Below are 17,389 nucleotides of genomic sequence, written 5' to 3'. Positions count from 1 at the left end.
CCGGTTCCGCGCGATCTCCGAAGAATTCTCCCGAGGGCTGTCGATCCGGGCGTCCCCCGTTCGACGCACGGGTGAGAGGCGGGGGAAGGGCCCCCGCCCTCACGACCGAGGAGTCACCATGCCGCGCTTCCTGACGCTGATCCGCATCGACGAGCGGGAACTCACCCCCGAAACCCCCTTCCCCGCCGACTTCGAGGAGCGCATGGGCGCCCTGATGGAGGAGATCACCAAGGCCGGCGTCATGCTCGACACCGCCGGTCTCCTCCCCACCTCCGAAGGCACCCGGGTCACCTGGTCGGGCGGGAAGACCAGCTTCACCGACGGCCCCTTCACCGAGACCAAGGAAGTCGTCGGCGGATACGCCTTCCTCCAGTGCAAGGACAAGGCCGAGGCACTGGAATGGACCAAGCGGTTCCTGGAGACCCACCCGGCGCAATGGACCGTCGGCGCCGAGGTCCGCCAGGTACAGGAGATGTGACCCGGTAGCGGCCCGCCCGGGCGCCGCGTTTGCCACGCCCCGCCACGGCTGCTCTGATGGGTGGCCGTGACGGCGGTGAGCGCGGCCCGGGCGGTCGAAACGGTGTTCAGGATCGAGTCCGCGCGGATCATCGCCGGCGTCACCCGCATCGTGCGCGACGTCGGGATCGCCGAGGAGATCGCACAGGACGCCCTGGTCGCCGCCCTCGAACAGTGGCCGCGCGACGGGATCCCCGACCGGCCCGCCGCCTGGCTCATGGCCACGGCCAAGCACCGGGCAGTCGACCTCGTCCGCCGCAGGGAGACCTACGCGCGCAAGCTCGCCGAGGTCGGCCGGGCCCTGGAGGACGTACCACCGCCGCCCGAACCCGCCGAACCCGACGACATCGACGACGACCTGCTGCGCCTGGTCTTCACCGCCTGCCATCCGGTGCTCGGCACCGACGCGCGCACCGCCCTCACCCTGCGCCTGGTGGCCGGACTCACCACCCAGGAGATCGCCCGCGCCTTCCTCACCTCCGAACCCACCGTCGCCCAGCGCGTCGTCCGGGCCAAGCGGACCCTCGCCAGGGCCGGGGTGCCCTTCGAGGTCCCCCGCGGAGCCGACCGCGCACAGCGCCTGGCCTCCGTGCTGGAAGTCGTCTACCTCGTCTTCAACGAGGGCTACTCGGCCACCGCCGGCGACGACCTGCTGCGCCCCGCCCTCTGCGAGGACGGCCTGCGCCTGGCCCGCGTCCTGGCCGCCCTGATGCCCGACGAGCCCGAGGTCCACGGCCTCGCGGCCCTCCTGGAGTTCCAGGCCTCCCGCACGGCCGCCCGCACCGGCCCCGACGGCGAGCCCGTCCTGCTCGCCGACCAGAACCGGGCCCGGTGGAACAGGCTGCTCATCCGGCGCGGCGTCGCGTCCCTGCACCGGGCCGGCAGCGGCCCCTACGCCCTCCAGGCCGCCATCGCCGGCTGCCACGCGGCCGCCGTGCGCTACGAGGACACCGACTGGCGGACCATCGCCGCCCTCTACGCACGCCTCGCGGAACTGCTGCCCTCCCCGGTGGTCGAGCTGAACCGGGCGGTCGCCGTCTCCATGGCCGAAGGCCCCGCCGCGGCCCTGCCCCTCGTGGACGCCCTCGCCCGGGAGCCCGCACTGCGCTCCTACCACCTGCTGCCGAGCGTGCGCGGGGACCTGCTGGAGCGGCTCGGGCGCGGCCCTGAGGCCCGCGCCGAGTTCGAGAGGGCGGCCGCCCTCACCCGCAACGCCCGCGAACGGGACCTGCTGCTGGCCCGCGCCGCCGCCCTCGGCAAGGAAAGTCCTGCTCAAGGCGATTGACGACCCATCACAAGGCTTAGGCTGGCGCGGTGATCAACGGCAACGACGACATACTCACCCCGCTCGGCCCCCTCGACCCGCGGGAGACGGCCGGCTACCGGCTGCTGGCCCGGATCGGCGAGGGAGGCATGGGAACCGTGTACCTCTCGCACACGCGCGGCGGCCAGCCCGTGGCCTTCAAGGTGATCCGCCGCGAGTACGGAGAGGATCCGGACTTCCGGCGCCGCTTCGAGCAGGAGGTCCGCGCGGCCCGCCGGGTGCAGGGCTACCACCTGGTGCCGGTCGTCGACCACGACACGACCGGGCCGCTCCCCTGGATCGCCTCGGAGTTCGTGCCCGGGCTCTCGCTCGCCGACGCGCTCACCGAGCACGGGCCGCTCCCCCCGGCCGCCGTCCACCAGTTGGTCGGCTGCACCGCCCGGGCCCTGGGCGCCATCCACGCGGCGGAGGTCGTCCACCGCGACCTCAAGCCCGCCAACATCCTGCTCGGCTCGACCGGTCCGTACGTCATCGACTTCGGCATCGCGCGGGCGGCCGACACCACCCAGCTGACCCGCAGCGGCGGTGTGGTCGGCACCCCGCAGTACATGTCGCCCGAACAGGCCCTGGGCGAGCCCGTCACCGCGGCCGCCGACGTGTTCTCGCTCGGCCTGATCGCGGCCGTCGCGGCGACCGGGCGACACCCCTACGGCGAGGGCGGCGCCACCACCCTCGCCGTGCGGATCGCCAACACCGAGCGGGCGGCTCCCGATCTGAGCGGCTATCCGGAGCCGCTGCGGAGCCTGCTGGAACGCACCCTGACCGCCGACCCGGCGCAGCGCATCACCACCGCCGAACTGGCGGAGCTGTGCGAACGGGCGGCGGGCAGGCCGCTGCGCGCGTTCGACGGCTGGCTGCCGGCCCCGCTCATGGACCGGATCGCCCGCCGGGAGGCGGACGCCGCACACCCCCCGGAGCCCGCCCAGGTCCCGGGCGCCACCCCCACGGAACCCGACGCCGGTGCCTACCGGTCCGCGCAGCCCACGGTGACGGCCCCGCCGAGGCCTTCCACGCCGCCTCCCGGCCCCGCCCACCCGCCGCTGCCCACCGCACCGCCCCCGGCGCCACCCGCACGGTCCGTCCGTCCCGCGCTGCTGGCCGGCGGGGGAGTCCTCGCCGTGGCCCTCACCGCGCTGGTGACCTGGGCGCTCGTACGCCCCGATGGTGGTACGGCCGCCACCGGCGGCTCCCCGTCGGGCGGCGGGCGGACGGCCGCCGCAGCCCCGGCCGCCCCTCAGTCCACGGCCACCGCCACGGCCACCGCCACGTCCAAGCAGCCCACGTACACCCTCCTCTTCGAGGACAAGCCCTTCACCCTGCGCGGACCCGCCTCCAGCACGGGCACGCACGTCGACCTGGACGCACCGAAACTGTTCCCCGGCGGCAAGATCGGCCAGGTCGCCGGCATGGAACTCACCTACCAGGCCTGGGGAGACGCGGACCTGCGCTTCCTCACCCCCATGGGCAGGAGCGGCGGCACCACTCCCGAGGCGTGCAGGGCCGGGGTCGACACCGACACCCTGCCGGTCGCGCTCCCCGCGAAGGAGCTGAAGACGGGCGGGACGCTCGCCAAGGGCACGGTCCTGTGCACCGTCACCAGCGAACGCAACCTGGCGATGCTGCGGATCACCGACGTCCAGCCCCACTCGGGAGGCGGCCTCTCCCCGGACATGCCCGACTACGTCACCACGCTGACCCTCTGGAAGATCACCTGACGAGGGCGGTCATCAGGACCTCCTGACGCGCGCCACCGCCGGCTCGGGCCGGCGCGGCGCCGTCAGCGCCACCGGCCTGCGGAAACCGCCGGTGCGCGCCACGCTCTGCACGGTGAGCCGCAGCGCCTCCTGGAAGTCGCCCATCGTGCGCCGCGCGGCCGGGGTGTCCACGTACAGCGAGTTCATGTGCAGCCCGTCCGTGTCCCGCTGGAACCACGAACAGGTCCCGTTCGCCCGCGCCGACCACACATGCGTCGCGGGCCGCCAGTCGTCGTGCCGGCCGGCGCCCGGGCAGCGGCGCATGTCGATGTACGAGAAGAAGTTCACCGGGTACGGCCAGGACCGGCCGGCGAACTCCTCGGGCGCCAGCAGCTGCCAGGCCCGCACGAACGGCACGTCGAGGTGGCGCATCATCTCGCCGAACCCGGCCCGCACTTCGCCCATGACCTGGGCGAAGTCCTTGCCCGGCGAGGCGTCGAACTCGATCGGCAGGGTGTTGACGAACCAGCCCACCGAGTTGTTCCAGTCCTCCCGACCGCGCTCGCTGACCGGCATGAACCCCCGGTACACCCCGGGGCCGCCCGCCTCGCGCAGGCACACGCCCACCGAGCCGAGCAGCCCCATGAACGGCTTGCCGCCGGCCTGCCCGCACACCTTCTCGAAGACCTCCGTCTCGGCGGCGTCCAGCAGCGTGGACGCCTCGTTGACGATCGGGTACATCCGGTCCGGCTCCACGCCCAGGTCCAGCGGGAAGCGCGGGAAGAACTCCCCGCCCCGGGCCGTGAACGACCTCCAGTAGTCCAGGCGCTCGTCGTCCGCCCCGATCGACAGGTAGCGGCGGCGCTGCGCGTCCGCGAAGTCCAGGTAGCTGGGCGCGGGCGGCAGCACCGGCTCCTGCCCGCGCCGCAGCGCCTCGTAGCAGGTCAGCACGTCGTGGACGACGACCGGCATCGACATGCCGTCGCAGACGATGTGGTCGAAGGCGAGGTACACCGTCGCGGAGTCCGGGCGCAGCACCGCGCCCATCGTGAACAGCGGCCACGACAGGGTGTCGATGCTGCGGGTGAACCGCTCCGCGAGGAACTCGCGCTGGCGCTCCACGTCGTCGAACTCGGCGACGGGGTGGGCCTCCAGGGAGAGGACCTCGGGCGCGAGGGGCTCGCAGGACAGCTCCCCGGCCAGCCGCAGGAACTCGCAGCGCAGCACCTCGTGCCGGCGGACGAAGGCCAGCAGGGCCCCGGCCAGGGCCGGTTCGTCGAGGGGCTCGTCGATCTCGAAGGTGACGGCCACGTAGGACGCCATGGGATCGTCCTCCGCGCGGCTCTCCTCGGCGACGGTGAAGTGCTTGTCCTGGTTGAAGGACGCCTTCTTGCCGGCCTCGTCACCCCGGTCCGGTCCCGGCGCCCCGGCGGCGGCCCGCAACCGCCACTCGACCAGGCGCCCCGGCTCCATGTGGTGCATCTGCAGAGGAAACTGCCGCATTACGTCATCCCTTCGCCCCCCGGTTCAGCCCCGAGCCCCTAACGACACCCGGGCCGCGGAAGTGACGCACCAACCCCCGGCGCCGGTCCGGACGGTGAACGCTGCAGGCCCCGGGAGGCGTCGTCCGGTCACGCTCCGGCCGGCCCGTCGGCGTCGTCGCGCCGGACCTCGATGCGGTCGGCGGCCAGGTCGACGGCGACGCGGTGCTCCATGCCGAGCGCCTCCAGGAACTTGCGCGGCAGCTGCACCCGGCCGGTCCGGTCCAGCATCACGTACTCGCGCTCGCTGACCGACTCCGTACCGTGCTCGTCGGTGACCGTGCGGCGCAGCACCTCGCTGCTGGTGCGGCCGTCGCGGATGGCCACCGTACGGCGCACCTCGCCCGCCACCATCGGGTCGTGGGTCACGATGACCACGGTGGCGCCCAGCTCCCGGTTCACGGTGCGGAAGGCCTCGAAGACGGCCGCACCGGTCTCGGAGTCCAGCTCGCCGGTCGGCTCGTCGGCCAGCAGCACCGTCGGGTCGTTGGCCATGGCCACGGCGATGGCCACCCGCTGCTGCTGCCCGCCGGACAGCTCGGCGGGGCGCCGGCCGCCGAGGTCGCCGATCTCCAGCGCCTCCAGCAGCTCCGCGACCCGTGCCGCCCGCCGCCCCCGGGCGCCGCGCCCGCCGCCCTTCAACTGCATCGGCAGGAGGATGTTCTGCGCAGCCGTCAGGAACGGCAGCAGGTTGCGCGCGGTCTGCTGCCAGACGAACCCCACCGTCTCGCGCCGGTAGCGCAGCCGGTCGCGCGCGGACATCTCCAGCAGGTCGTAGCCGCCCACGGTCGCGGTGCCGGCCGTGGGCACGTCCAGCCCCGCGAGGATGTTCAGCAGGGTGGACTTGCCGCTGCCGGAGGCCCCGACCAGGGCCACCAGGTCGCCCTGGGCCACCGTCAGCTCCAGCCCCTGAAGCGCCTGCACCTCGACCCCGTCGCTGGTGAAGATGCGGACCAGCCGGTCGCAGGCGATAGCCGTGCCGGCGGCGTGCCGGCGCGGTTCGGCGGCCGCCAGGGCCTGGCGCCGCAGCTCCTCGTACGTGGGCGCTTCGGTGTTCAACGTCGGTCTCCCGCTCTCAACTCGGTGGTGATCTGACGCCGGCCGTTCACCGCCGCCTCCGCGAGCACGGCCGCGGCCACCAGTCCCGCCAGGCCCAGCGCCTGCACGAGCACCGGCCGCAGCCCCAGCCCCAGCCCGGCCGGCACGGTGGCGCCGACCAGCGTCGACAGGTCGACCGCCGGGCCCAGCAGGGCTATCGCGGCGACCGCCGTCACGGCACCGCCCAGCGGCGCCGCCAGCACTTGCGGCAGCGACTCCGTCAGGACGAGCACCACGCCCTGCCGTGGCCGCAGGCCCATGGTCCGCAGCCTGGCCAGCAGCGCGGCCCGCTCGGGGGCGGCCCGTACCAGGGTCAGCAGCACGGACAGCAGCGCGAAGCCTGCCGCCGCGGCCAGCGAGGTCCAGAACAGCTGCCCGGCCGCCTGCTGGAGGGGGTCGCCGGCCAGCTGCGCGGAGACCCCCGCGCTGGTGTGGACGAAGGTCCGCTCGGCGACCGAGGCCGGCGCGTGGGCGCGGACCAGCTCGTGCAGCCGGTCCTCGTCGACCGCCCCGAGGGCGAACCAGTGGTTGGGGTGCGCCGCCTGGGGCACCCGGCCGGCGACGGCCCAGTCCGGCACCACCACGACCGCCGCCTCCGCGGACGGCTCAGCGGGGGTCCCCTCGACCGGGCCGGCCGGCCGGGCCCGCAGTTCGACGCCGCCCGCGACGCGCAGCCGGAACTCGCCCCCGGCGTCCTTCCCGGAGAGGTTCTTGCTGATCAGCACCGGGACGGCGGCGTCGGCACCGCCCCGGGCGAGCCGGGCGGGGTCGAACCGGCCCCGGCCGGCGGCATCGGACAGCTCGGCGTAGGCGGCCGGATCGGCGACCACCGCCCGGACGTGGGTGCCGGTCGGGTCGTCCGCCGTCAGCAGGGCGTCCCGGTCGGTCCACACCCCCAGGGAAGTCCGTACGCCGGGCAGCGCGCCGGCCGCCCGCAGGAACTCCGGCGTCAGCGCCTCCCCGAGCGGGGTCGCCACATGCGCGTCGCCCCCGACGTCGCCCCGTGCCGCCTGCAGGCGGGCCCCGTCCACGGAGGCCAGTACGGCCGATCCGAACCCGCCCGTGGTCACCGCCAGCAGCAGAGCGACCAGGGGCAGTACGGAGGGCCGCGCGCCGCCCGCGTTCCCCCGGGCGGCGCGCGCCAGCCCCAGGAAGCCGGTCAGGCCCCGCCCGCGTCCCGCCGCCCGGGCGGCCAGCCGGGCCAGCGGGGGCTGGATCCGGGCCAGCAGCAGCCCCCCGGACAGGGCGATCAGCAGCGGGGCGGCGACGAGCAGCGGATCCAGCCCGGTACCGGCCGGGGCCACCCCGCGCCGGCGGACCTCGGCGACGGCGGCCGCGGTGGCGGCGAGGACCAGCAGCTCCGCCACCAGCCTGCGCCGGGGTGCGGCCGCGCGCCGGGCCGACAGCAGCACGCAGGCGCGTACCGGGAACGCGAGCAGGGCCGCGAGGGCGACGGCCCCGGCCGCGAGCAGGCCGGGCGCCGGCCGGGGGGCCGGCAGCAGCAGGACGCCGAGGGCCGCGGCGAGCACGGCGGCCGGCAGCACGGTGACGGCCCCCTCGCCCAGCAGCCGGCGCAGGACGCCCGCGCGGGAGCCGCCCCGGGCCAGCAGCAGGGCCAGTTCGGCCTCCCGCCGGTCACCGGTGAGCCCGGCGGCCAGGCAGAACACCACGAGGGCGACGCCCCCGACCCCGGCCGGCCCGATCGCGGCGAGCGGCGCGGCGGCCTGCCGGCGGGCCTCGGCGGCGGCGAACAGCTTCGGCAGCTCGGAGGCGATCAGGAGGTCGCCGCGGCCGGTCTCGGCCACCAGCCGGGTGGCCGTGGGACCGGCCACGTACGAGGCGATCCGTCCGCCGACCTCGGGCAGCCGGTCGGTGCGCAGGGCGCCGGTGTCCACCGGGAGCCGCCAGAAGTCGGTGGCGCGGGTTCCCCAGCCCGCCAGCCGCTCGATCCCTTCCGGGCCGACCAGAGCGGCCGCGTCCCACCAGGACTTCTCGTGCTTCTCGTCCCACTTGAGGCAGGCCCGCACCAAGCAGCTGGAGGCGGTGTCGCTCCAGTAGGCGTCGGCGGGGTCGGCCGGCGCGAACAGCCCGACGACCTCGACGCTCATCGGCGGGGCGATGCCGGAGGAGCCCTCCAGGACCGACCCCACCTTGGCGCCGATGCTGTCGGCGGCGCTCTTGGACAGGGCGACCGGGAGGGTCCCCCCGCCGCTGCCGCCGGACGGCCAGCGGCCCTCGGCCAGCCGGGCGTGCGAGGCGATCCGGGGCAGGTGCAGCAGGCCCAGGTTGGGCGCGACGTCCGACGGGCGGGCCAGTCCGGGCCCCGCCAGGGGCCGCGCGTCCTTCGCGCGGACGCCGTACACGGGACCGGAGTCCGCCAGGCGGTAGCCCGGTCCCACCGCGGCCGTCAGGGCGGCCAGCACGTGGTCCAGGGAGGCCGCGAGGTCCCCGCCCGTCCGGCCCTGCCCGGTGGGGGCGGTGGCGGTGAGGCTGGTCCGCTCGGGGCCCTGCTCGGCCAGGTAGGCGTGCAGGGCCCGGTCGGCGCCCCGGTCGAGGGCGCGCGGCAGCGCGGTGGCCAGCAGGACGCAGACGAAGACCAGTACGGCCGACAGGAGCGTGGCCAGGGGAGCGGCGCGCAGCCGCGTCCGCACCCAGCCGGCCCCGCCGCGGCCCCGCGGCGCGGTGGTACGGGGGTCGGTGGTCGGGCCGGTCATATCTCCTCCACGGGGCGCAGGCGGGCGGCGGCGCCCCGGGACGCGCGGTCGCCGCGCCCGCCGGCCACGGCCGACAGCAGCGGGACGGCGGCGATGGCGGCGGCCAGGAGCAGGGTCCGCAGGGCCGGCAGGTCCACCAGGACCTCGGGGACCGGGCGCCGCGCGGCCGGGGTGAGCACCGTCAGCGGCACCGTCAGGTGCACGATCGCCGCGCCCACCGCCAGGCCGACCGCGGTCCCGAGCGCGACGAGGACCAGCCCCTCGGCGGCGGCCGCCCGGGCCAGGCCCCGCCGGGGCGCCCCGAGGGCCAGCAGGACCGCGGACTCCCGGGCCCGCCGGCGCGCGGCCGCCGCCGAGGAGGCGGCGAAGCCGATGGCGGCCAGGACGGCGCAGGACAGGGCCAGGGCGGCCAACGCGATGCGGGGGCCGGCGCTCAGCGGGTCGTCCAGCAGCCCGGCGGCCACCTCCTCGCGCAGCAGCAGCCGGTGCGAGCCGGCGCCGGCGCGCAGCTCGGCGGCGGCCCGTGCGGGCACGGGGTCGGCGGCGGATGCCGCGGGCAGCCACCACTCGTCGGCGGCCGGCAGGGCCCGCCCGTCCGTGGCCGCGAGCAGCCGCCCGGCGGTGGCGAGGTCGACGGCCACCGCGCGTTCGCCGGCGGCGGGCAGGGCCGCGACGGCGGCGGTGACCCGCACCGGGACGGTGGCCGAGCCGAGCGGCACCGGGATCCGGTCGCCGACCCGGGCGCCGACGGCGGCCAGGTAGGCGCGGGTGGCGATGCCCGGCAGCTCGGCGGCGGCCGGGGCGCTGGTGAGGCTGAGGGCGTAGCTCCCCACGGGGGCGCCCGCGTACCGCAGCCGCATCAGCGCCCCGTCGGCAGGCAGCAGCCGGGCGGCCGGGCCGTTCCCGTCCAGTACCGGGGACACCAGGTTCCAGGCGGGCGCGGGAGCCCGCACGGGACTGGCCGGACCGTCCGGGGTCTGCGCGGCCGAGACCCGGCGCAGCTCCACCTCCGCCTCGACCGCGGCCTTCCCCTCGGGCCGGTACCAGCCGCTGTCCGACCCGTACGACAGGGCGAGCCCCGCGAGGGACAGGGGTTCGGCGGCGGTCCCGAGCGGGGCCCCGGCGAGCTTCGCGACGTCCACGGAGAAGGTGTGCTCGCCGTTCTCCGGCAGCGTCTCGACCGGCGCCCGGTAGGTCAGCCCGAACCGGTCGCGCAGCAGGACGCCCAGCCGGGCGGAGCCGCTCGCGCCGACGGCCCGTACCGACACCTCGACGTCGATCCGCTGGGGCCGGCCCGGCAGCACGATGCCCGCGCTGCCGGGGGCGTCGACGGCGAGCGGGGCGAACAGCCCCTCCATGGGCCGCCCGTCCCGCAGGTCGGCCCGCAGCGGCACCCGCCGGGCGACGGCGGCGGCGTCCAGCGCGAGCAGCTCCCCGTCCGCCCCGCCCGGCAGTCCGTGGGCCGAGCGCACCACCGGGATGACCCGGTCGCCGCCCGGCAGGGACGCGTACCGCCCGGCCCGGCCGGCGGCGGCGACCTCGCTGCCGGTGATCCGCAGGCCCCCGGCGGTGGCGAACTCCGCCTGGTCGCGCTGCGATGCGGACCAGGCGGTGTGGTGGCCGAGGGCGAGGACCCCGCTGGCCACCGACAGCACCAGCAGCAGGACCGGGCCGGTGGCCCGCCCCGGGCGCCGGGCGAGCTGCCAGCCCACGAGCGCCGGGCCGAGCCCGCGGCCCCGGGCGGCGATCCGGCCGCCGAGCCGCGCCGCGAACGGCAGCAGGCGCAGCACCAGGAGGGTGCCCGCGCACAGCGCCAGGGTGGGGGCGGCCACCAGCACCGGGTCGACGCCGGCTCCGTCGCCCGGGCCGGACGGGGCGCCGCTGTAGCGGTCCAGCTGGCGGTAGGCGAGGACGGCCAGCGCCACCACCGCGAGGTCCAGTCCGGAGCGGGCGGCCCCCGACACCACGGCCGCGCGGCGCCCGGCCCGCCGCAGCACGGACGCCGCGGTCCCGCGGAGCACGGCGGGCAGGGAGGTCAGCAGGACGCACGCGAGCGCGCAGGCCGCCGCGGCCGGCCACAGCAGCCACGCCCCGCCGGTCTCGACGGGGGTCTTGGACAGCGGCCCGTAGTGGCCCGCGAGGCGCAGCAGCGGCGGGGTGAGCAGCGGGGCCAGGACCGCCGAGGGCAGGGCGAGCAGCAGCGCCTCGGCCGCCGACAGCGTCCCGAGCCGGCGGCGGGAGGCGCCGCGCGAGGTGAGCAGGACCCGCTCGGGCTCCTGGCGCTCCGTCAGCAGGTGGGCGACCAGCAACAGGGCGGCCCCGGCCAGGACGGCCGTCTGGAGCGCGCCGACCAGCAGGGTGGAGCGGGCCACCCGCTGTCCCGTGGTCAGCGCCGCGGTGTGGTCCTTGAGCCCGGTGGTGACCGTGAGCCCGGCGGGGCCCTTGGTGTCGGTCTCGGGTGCCAGGGGGCGCAGCCGGTCGAGGTCGGCGGCGCGGGCGGCGCGGAAGTCGGGGCTCAGCAGCGTGGCGCGGCTGTTCTGGACCAGGGCGCCGCCGGTGAAGGCGGAGTCGTGGACGAGGAGCGGCCCGTAGCTGGTGAAGGAGCCGACCTGCACCTCGCGGCCGCCGAGGGGATCGAGCCGCCAGTACGGGGAGTCCGGCTCGGCCGCCCGGTAGACGCCGGTGACGAGCACGTCCAGCGGCGCCCCGCCGTAGCGGTCCTCCAGCCGTACCTCGGCGGGCAGGGCCTGCCGGCCCAGGCCGAGCCGGTTCAGCGCGGCCTCGGGCGCGGCCACCTGGACGCGGCCCGGGCGGTCCCCCGCGGCGTCGGGCCACCGGCCGGCGAGGAGCCGGGCGCGGCCGGGGTCGAGGGCGGCGAGCAGGGTGAGGTCCGGTTCCCGGCCGGGGGTGCGGGGGCCCGGCAGGCCGTACGAGCGGCTGCGTGCCACGTTCTCGACGCCGACGGGCACGCTCCCGAACAGGCCCTGCGCGAAGCCCCGTACGGCCGCGTCGTCGCCGGCCCGGGCGGTCAGCGCGTGCTCGCCGGTGAGGACCACGGCGGTGCCGGCCCGGCCGGCGGGGCCGGTCAGCGCCTGTCGCAGGCCGGCGTCGCCGACGCCCCGGGTGAACGCCAGCAGGGCGGTCAGCGTGGTGGTGGTGATGAGCGCGGTGAGCAATACGGCGGCGGCCAGCGGCAGTCGTCCGCGCAGCCGGCGCACGACAAAGCCGATCATGTGCCTGTTCCTTCCCCCCGAACCGGACCAAGGGCACCGGATAGCGGACGATGGTGTCAGATCCGGTCGGCGAGAGGAAGGTACTTGCGTGATTGATGTGACAGATGAGCAAATTCGGACGCGAAGGTAGGGAACAGCGCCGGCCGAGGGGGAGCCCACCATGACGCAGCAACCGGACCGACAGTCCACGGCGGAGGGGGCCGGCCGCGCGGACGCCGCGCTCGCGGACGCCGCACCGCCCATGCTGGCGGTGCGCGGCCTGCACCGGAGCTTCGGCAGCGGGGCGAACGCCGTACACGCCCTGCGCGGGGTCACCTTCGAGGCGCGGCGCGGCGAACTCACCGCGCTCAAGGGCCGGTCGGGCTCCGGCAAGACCACCCTGCTCAACCTGGCCGGCGGCCTCGACACCCCCAGCGGCGGCACCGTCGAACTCGACGGAACCGACCTCTCCACCCTCGACGAGAGCGGCCTCCTCGCGCTGCGCCGCGACCGGATCGGCTTCGTCTTCCAGTCGTTCGGACTGATCCCGGTGCTCACCGCCGCCGAGAACGTCGGCGTCCCGCTGCGCATGCGCAAGGTCCCCGCACAGCAGCGTGAGGAACGCGTCCGCACCCTGCTGGCCCTGGTCGGCCTCGCCGAACACGCCGCACAGCGCCCCGGGGAACTCTCCGGCGGTCAGCAGCAGCGCGTCGCCCTGGCCCGCGCCCTCGCCAACGAACCCGCCCTGATCATCGCCGACGAGCCCACCGGCCAGCTGGACTCCGAGATGGGCCGCTCCATCATGCGGCTGCTGCGCGCGGTCGTCCGCAGCGAGGGCGTCACGGCCCTGGTCGCCACCCACGATCCGCAGCTGATGGAACTCGCCGACCGGGTGGTCGAGTTGCGCGACGGCCGGATCGTCGAGCCGGCCGCGGCGGACCACTGACCGGCGGCAGTGGGGCACTGACCGGCGGCAGCGGGGCACGCACCCGGTTCCAGAGCTCCAGCAGCAGGCGCACCGGCCGGGAGGCGGCGGCCAGCTCCCAGCGGCGGCCGCCGCGGGACCACCGCTCCAGGACGTCCAGCAGGGCCGAGTCGCAGAACTCGACCTCCGCCGCGTCGAGGACGAGGAGCCGGGCGCCGAGCGGGGGAGCCCCGTCGAGGAGGACGCGCAGCGGGGCGCAGCTGTAGTGGTCGAACTCCCCGGCCAGGCTGACGGAGAGGACCCCGTCGCGGACCGTGGAGCGGATGCGGGGGAGCGGCGGGCCGTTCACGCCCCTCCAACGGGCCGCGCCCGGCACGGGAACCGGCGGCCCGGCGCCATTCACCCGCGTGGCCGTGGGGCGCGGGCGCCCCGGGCGGGTGGCCATGGCGGACAGTGGGGCGCGTGGATGCCGATGCGGAACTGGATCTGGACGAGATCGTCGACGCGCTGTACCTGCCCCATCCGGCCGGGTTCACGGCGGCGCGGGACGAGGCCGCGGCCCGGGTGAAGGAGGCCGGGGACCCCGCGGCGGCCAAGCGGATCGCGGCCCTGCGGCGGCCGACCCTGGCGGCCTGGGCGTCCAACACGCTGGTACGGGCCAAGCCCGACGAGACCGAGCAGTTCCTCCAGCTGGGGCAGACCCTGCGGGCGGCGCACCGCTCCCTGGACGGGGAACGGCTGCGTGACCTCTCGCACCAGCAGCACGTGGTGATCGGGGCCCTCGCGCGGGAGGCCGCGCGGCTGGCCGAGGAGGCGGGGACCCCGGTCTCCGAGGCGGTGGTGCGGGAGCTGGAGCGGATCCTGCACGCCGTCCTCGCCGATCCGGACGCCGCCCGGGAGTGGGCCTCGGGCCGGCTGGTACGGGCCCCCGCGCCGGTGTCGGAGTTCCCGGCGGTCGACCCGGCCGTGGCGCTGCCCCTCCCCGGCCCCCCGACCCGGCCCGTACGAGAACCGGAACCGGAACCGTGGCCCGGGCCGGAGCCGGAACCGGAGTCCGGACGGGAACCCGTTCCGCAGCCGGGGTCGGGGTCCGGGCCGGAGCCGGAGTCAGGCGGGCCCGGGACGGCCGCGCAGCCCGAGCCCCCCGCCGACCCCGCCCGCGCGGCCCGGATCGCCGCGGCCCGGGCCGCCGCCGAGGACGCCGCGTGGGCCGTCTCCGCCCGTGAGGAGGAGCTGCGCCTGGCGGAGGTGGCCCGGCAGCACGCCGTGGCCCGCGCGGCCGACGCCGACGCCGCCGTCGAGCGGCTGCTGGGGGAGGCGGAACAGGCGCGGGCCGCGCGGGACGGCGCGTACGCCGCGGTGTCCGAGGCGGAGGCCCGCCACCGCGAGGCCGACCGCGCGGCCCGCGCGGCCCGCCTCGCGGCGGCCGCCGCCCAGCGCCGCCTGCGCCGGCTGTAGGAGGGCCCCCGGCGGCCCGGTCGGGTCAGGCGAGATCCGGAAGACACGGCCTACGCGACGGGCCCGGTCACGCCGGGTGCGCGGGGAGGGAGCCCGAGGCGAAGGCGAGGATGTCGGCGACCGCTTCGCGCAAGGTGCCGTAGTGGCGGTGTACGCCGTCCACCGCGGTGACGGTGTTGACGCCCCACACCGTCATCCCGGCCCGCAGCCCGGCCCGCACCCCGGAGGGGGCGTCCTCGACGACCAGGCAGTCCTGCGGCCGGGCGCCGAGCAGCGAGGCCGCGCGCAGGTACGGCACCGGCGAGGGCTTGCCCTCCTCCACGGCGGCCGCGTCCACCACGACCTCCGGGACCGGCAGGCCCGTCCGCGCGAAACGGCCGCGCACCCGGTGCTCGTAGTTCGACGTCACCAGCGCCCAGGTGCCGGGCCGCAGGGCGGCGAGCAGTTCCGGGCCGCCGTCGAAAGCCCCGTAGACGCCGGTGCGGACGTCCTCGTCCTCCAACGCGTGCAGCGCGGCGAGGCACTCCAGGGGGTCCCGGTCGGGAGCCACCTGGGCGAAGGTCTCCACCGGCCGGGTGCGCAGCGCCACCCGGTGGACCTCGTCGGGGTCCAGGCCGTGGCGCCGCGCCCACGTCCGCCAGACCCGGCGCTGGTTGTCCAGGGCGTCGATCAACGTGCCGTCGACGTCGAACAGGACGTACCTCGTCGTACCGGACGGGCGGGCTTCACTCATCACGTGCCGATCATGCCATCAGGCCCCGGACGGGCGGTCCGCGGTGGGCCGGTGCTACGGAATCCGCCGACCCGTCGGCCCGGGCGGCGCCGACGGGGCCGGGGGCTGGGCCGGGATGCCGGAGCGGGGGGCCGCGCGGCCGGCCACCGGCATCAGCTGGCCGGTCGCCGCGAGGGCGAGGCGGGAGAACAGGGTGCCCGAGAAGCCGAACAGGAGGGCGATCGCCAGGGCGATCGGCCGCGCCGACGCCCCCCAGGAGTTGTCCAGGAACACCTGGCCCAGCAGGTTCAGCTCGGGGTCGGCGAGCATCCGCACCAGCAGCAGCCCGCCGGGCGCGGCCAGCGCACCGCCGACCGGAGCCAGCACGAGGACGCCCCAGGACGCCGGCCGCTGCGCCCGCATCACGCCGATCAGGGGTGACAGGAACCCGCCCAGCCCGCCGAGGAGCAGCGACAGGCGGTGGTCGAGCACCAGGCCGATCAGCAGGACCGCGCCGAGGCCGGTGAGCGCCAGCCACAGGGCGATCCGCTGGAGCTCGTACTCCCGCTCGAAGGCCTCGTCCTCCTGCCGGGACAGCTGTTCGGTGACGGCGATCAGCAGGGCCCGCTCGGCGGCGGCGTCGCCGGGGCGCGGCGCCAGTTCGGCCGCGAGCGGGCGGAGGGCCGGGTCGGGCTCCGAGGCGAGCCGCAGCCGCAGGGCGTGGACGCGCAGGGTGATCTCCCCGGGCTCCTCCAGCCGCAGCAGCTGGCTCTCGGCCTCGTGCAGCACCCGCCAGGCGGAGGCGAGTTTGGAGAGCGGGATGGCGACCACCCAGCGGTGGGGGAGCAGCCGCCAGGCGACCTGCCCGTTCCGTTCGAGCCGGTCCAGCCGTTCGGTGACCGCCCCGAGGGCGGCGGACCGGCCCCCCGGCCCGGCCGCGCACACGTCGGCCCGGGCGCGGCAGTCGTGGATGCGGGCCTGGAGCATGCGGTAGCGGGGAGCGGCGATCAGCCCCCGGCTGGTGATGTACACCACCACCAGATAGCACCCGCAGACCAGCCACAGCGCCCAGCGCCCCTCCCGGACGAGGTATTCCGCCACGCCAACCCCCCTTCCCGACCGGGCTGTTGCCCACCGCCACCGGCCCGGGACCATCCTGCTACGCGCGGTGGTGCCCTGTCAGAGGTTCGGCTCAGCGGTCGGCGCCCGGGTGGCGCTCCAAGGGGGTTGCTACCGCCGAGTTGCTCACACTGAAGGTGACGCTTCCCGCTCGGTAGCGGTCGTCGGACCACTCGATCGGGCGGCCCGTGCGGGTGGCCGAAACATGGCGCTGGCGCAGCAGCGGGCTGCCGCGCCGGACCTCCAGCAGGCGGGCGTCCTCGCTGCCGGCCGGGAGGGCGTCGATGAGGTGCTCGCCGTAGTGGGCGGTGATCCCGGCGTCCGCCGCCAGGCTGTCCATCACCGAGCGGCAGTCGTCCGGGAGGGCCTCGACGGCCGCCGCGACCCAGTCGGCGTACGCCGTCCGCTCCACCATCGTGGGCTCCCCGTCCAGCAGCCGCAGCCGCAGCACGGCCAGCACCTCCGTGCCCGGCGCCAGGGCGAGCCGCTCCGCCTCCCGCGCCGTCGCCGGCCGCCGGGTCCGGGACAGGAACCGGCTGCGGGCCTCGTGCCCGACCCCCTCGGCCCACTGCGCGAAGCTGTTCAGCTCCCCGAAGCCGTGCCGGCGCTCGTGGCGCAGGACGATCCGCCGGGCGCCCTGGCTGGAGCCGATCAGCCCCTCGGCCGCGAGGGCCGCGACGGCCTGGCGGACCGTGCCGCGCGAGACCGACCAGCGGGCCGCGAGGTCGCTCTCCGAGGGCAGCCGGGCGCCCACCGGGTACTCGCCGGACAGGATCGCCGCCCGCAGGGCCTGCGCGATCTCCAGGTGCCGGACCGTTCCCATGCCGTTCGCCCCCTGATCGCCGTGTGCTCCTGATCGACTCATGATCATCCGAGCGGGTTCTGTCACGCCTTCTTCCGGCCATTCTCGGGTCTTCGTCGAGCCGTGCTCCGCGGTCCAGCCCCCGTTCACCGGCCGTACAGGCGGTCCGGGCGAACTGGAGCCAACTTGTTCAGACAAGTGATGCCTGGCAAGTGAAACCCCCCTTCGTCTCCGGGAGAGACCGTGTTCAGTTCCTCCGCCCGTCGCGGTGCGG

12 protein-coding genes are annotated in these 17,389 nt (G+C 76.5%); 5 read left to right on the top strand and 7 right to left on the bottom strand.

Annotated elements, in window-relative coordinates:
- The first annotated feature begins 118 nt into the window (after positions 1–118).
- From D1J60_RS03570 to D1J60_RS03560, 3 genes are all read left to right on the top strand, one after another.
- The gene (locus D1J60_RS03570; protein ID WP_125820095.1) at positions 119–478 is read left to right on the top strand and encodes a YciI family protein; all 360 of its coding nucleotides are present in this window, start codon (positions 119–121) and stop codon (positions 476–478) included.
- Between the two features lie 75 nt (positions 479–553).
- Positions 554–1,801: a sigma-70 family RNA polymerase sigma factor gene (locus D1J60_RS03565; RefSeq protein ID WP_125823845.1), complete on the top strand. Its 1,248-nt coding sequence runs from the start codon at positions 554–556 to the stop codon at positions 1,799–1,801.
- Between the two features lie 29 nt (positions 1,802–1,830).
- On the top strand, positions 1,831–3,555 hold the full coding sequence (locus D1J60_RS03560; RefSeq protein ID WP_241253120.1) for a serine/threonine-protein kinase: 1,725 nt from the start codon (positions 1,831–1,833) through the stop codon (positions 3,553–3,555).
- Positions 3,556–3,567: 12 nt separating this feature from the next.
- On the opposite strand, the gene D1J60_RS03555 is transcribed toward D1J60_RS03560, so the two are convergent.
- The 4 genes from D1J60_RS03555 to D1J60_RS03540 all read right to left on the bottom strand — a co-directional run bounded on the left by D1J60_RS03555 (position 3,568) and on the right by D1J60_RS03540 (position 12,120).
- Positions 3,568–5,037 carry a condensation domain-containing protein gene (locus D1J60_RS03555; RefSeq protein WP_125820094.1) on the bottom strand — a complete coding sequence of 490 codons (1,470 nt, stop codon included), beginning with the start codon at positions 5,035–5,037 and terminating at the stop codon, positions 3,568–3,570.
- A 128-nt stretch (positions 5,038–5,165) separates the two neighbouring features.
- The gene (locus D1J60_RS03550) at positions 5,166–6,089 is read right to left on the bottom strand and encodes an ABC transporter ATP-binding protein (RefSeq protein ID WP_241253527.1); all 924 of its coding nucleotides are present in this window, start codon (positions 6,087–6,089) and stop codon (positions 5,166–5,168) included.
- 41 nt (positions 6,090–6,130) lie between these two features.
- On the bottom strand, positions 6,131–8,887 hold the full coding sequence (locus D1J60_RS03545) for a hypothetical protein (RefSeq protein WP_125820092.1): 2,757 nt from the start codon (positions 8,885–8,887) through the stop codon (positions 6,131–6,133).
- A complete protein-coding gene (locus D1J60_RS03540; protein WP_125820091.1) occupies positions 8,884–12,120 on the bottom strand; it encodes an FtsX-like permease family protein in 3,237 nt (1,078 codons plus the stop codon). Before D1J60_RS03540 ends, D1J60_RS03545 begins: the two co-directional genes overlap by 4 nt.
- 160 nt (positions 12,121–12,280) lie before the next feature.
- On the opposite strand from D1J60_RS03540, the gene D1J60_RS03535 reads away from it, so the two are divergent.
- Both D1J60_RS03535 and D1J60_RS03525 read left to right on the top strand, forming a co-directional pair.
- The gene (locus tag D1J60_RS03535; RefSeq protein ID WP_125820090.1) at positions 12,281–13,045 is read left to right on the top strand and encodes an ABC transporter ATP-binding protein; all 765 of its coding nucleotides are present in this window, start codon (positions 12,281–12,283) and stop codon (positions 13,043–13,045) included.
- Positions 13,046–13,486: 441 nt separating this feature from the next.
- Positions 13,487–14,482 carry a hypothetical protein gene (locus tag D1J60_RS03525; protein WP_125820088.1) on the top strand — a complete coding sequence of 332 codons (996 nt, stop codon included), beginning with the start codon at positions 13,487–13,489 and terminating at the stop codon, positions 14,480–14,482.
- Between the two features lie 67 nt (positions 14,483–14,549).
- On the opposite strand, the gene D1J60_RS03520 is transcribed toward D1J60_RS03525, so the two are convergent.
- The 3 genes from D1J60_RS03520 to D1J60_RS03510 all read right to left on the bottom strand — a co-directional run bounded on the left by D1J60_RS03520 (position 14,550) and on the right by D1J60_RS03510 (position 17,136).
- A complete protein-coding gene (locus D1J60_RS03520) occupies positions 14,550–15,215 on the bottom strand; it encodes an HAD-IA family hydrolase (RefSeq protein WP_206436473.1) in 666 nt (221 codons plus the stop codon).
- Between the two features lie 54 nt (positions 15,216–15,269).
- Complete coding sequence (locus tag D1J60_RS03515; protein ID WP_125820086.1) at positions 15,270–16,295, bottom strand: hypothetical protein; 1,026 nt, start codon at positions 16,293–16,295, stop codon at positions 15,270–15,272.
- A gap of 91 nt (positions 16,296–16,386) precedes the next feature.
- Positions 16,387–17,136 carry a GntR family transcriptional regulator gene (locus D1J60_RS03510; protein WP_125820085.1) on the bottom strand — a complete coding sequence of 250 codons (750 nt, stop codon included), beginning with the start codon at positions 17,134–17,136 and terminating at the stop codon, positions 16,387–16,389.
- Positions 17,137–17,389: the final 253 nt, after the last annotated feature.

Source organism: Streptomyces sp. W1SF4 (genome assembly GCF_003950035.1).
In the GTDB taxonomy this organism is placed as follows: domain Bacteria; phylum Actinomycetota; class Actinomycetes; order Streptomycetales; family Streptomycetaceae; genus Streptomyces; species Streptomyces racemochromogenes.
The sequence above is the reverse complement of the archived record's forward strand: the minus strand, read 5'-3'. Positions and strand labels throughout refer to the sequence as shown.

Bases quoted from the DNA above. Each gene is read 5' to 3' on its own strand.
- D1J60_RS03510 (WP_125820085.1), bottom strand. From the start codon at position 17,136: ATGGGAACGGTCCGGCACCTGGAGATCGCGCAGGCCCTGCGGGCGGCG.
- D1J60_RS03555 (WP_125820094.1), bottom strand. From the start codon at position 5,037: ATGCGGCAGTTTCCTCTGCAGATGCACCACATGGAGCCGGGGCGCCTG.
- D1J60_RS03520 (WP_206436473.1), bottom strand. From the start codon at position 15,215: ATGAGTGAAGCCCGCCCGTCCGGTACGACGAGGTACGTCCTGTTCGAC.
- D1J60_RS03545 (WP_125820092.1), bottom strand. From the start codon at position 8,887: ATGACCGGCCCGACCACCGACCCCCGTACCACCGCGCCGCGGGGCCGC.
- D1J60_RS03535 (WP_125820090.1), top strand. From the start codon at position 12,281: ATGACGCAGCAACCGGACCGACAGTCCACGGCGGAGGGGGCCGGCCGC.
- D1J60_RS03540 (WP_125820091.1), bottom strand. From the start codon at position 12,120: ATGATCGGCTTTGTCGTGCGCCGGCTGCGCGGACGACTGCCGCTGGCC.
- D1J60_RS03570 (WP_125820095.1), top strand. From the start codon at position 119: ATGCCGCGCTTCCTGACGCTGATCCGCATCGACGAGCGGGAACTCACC.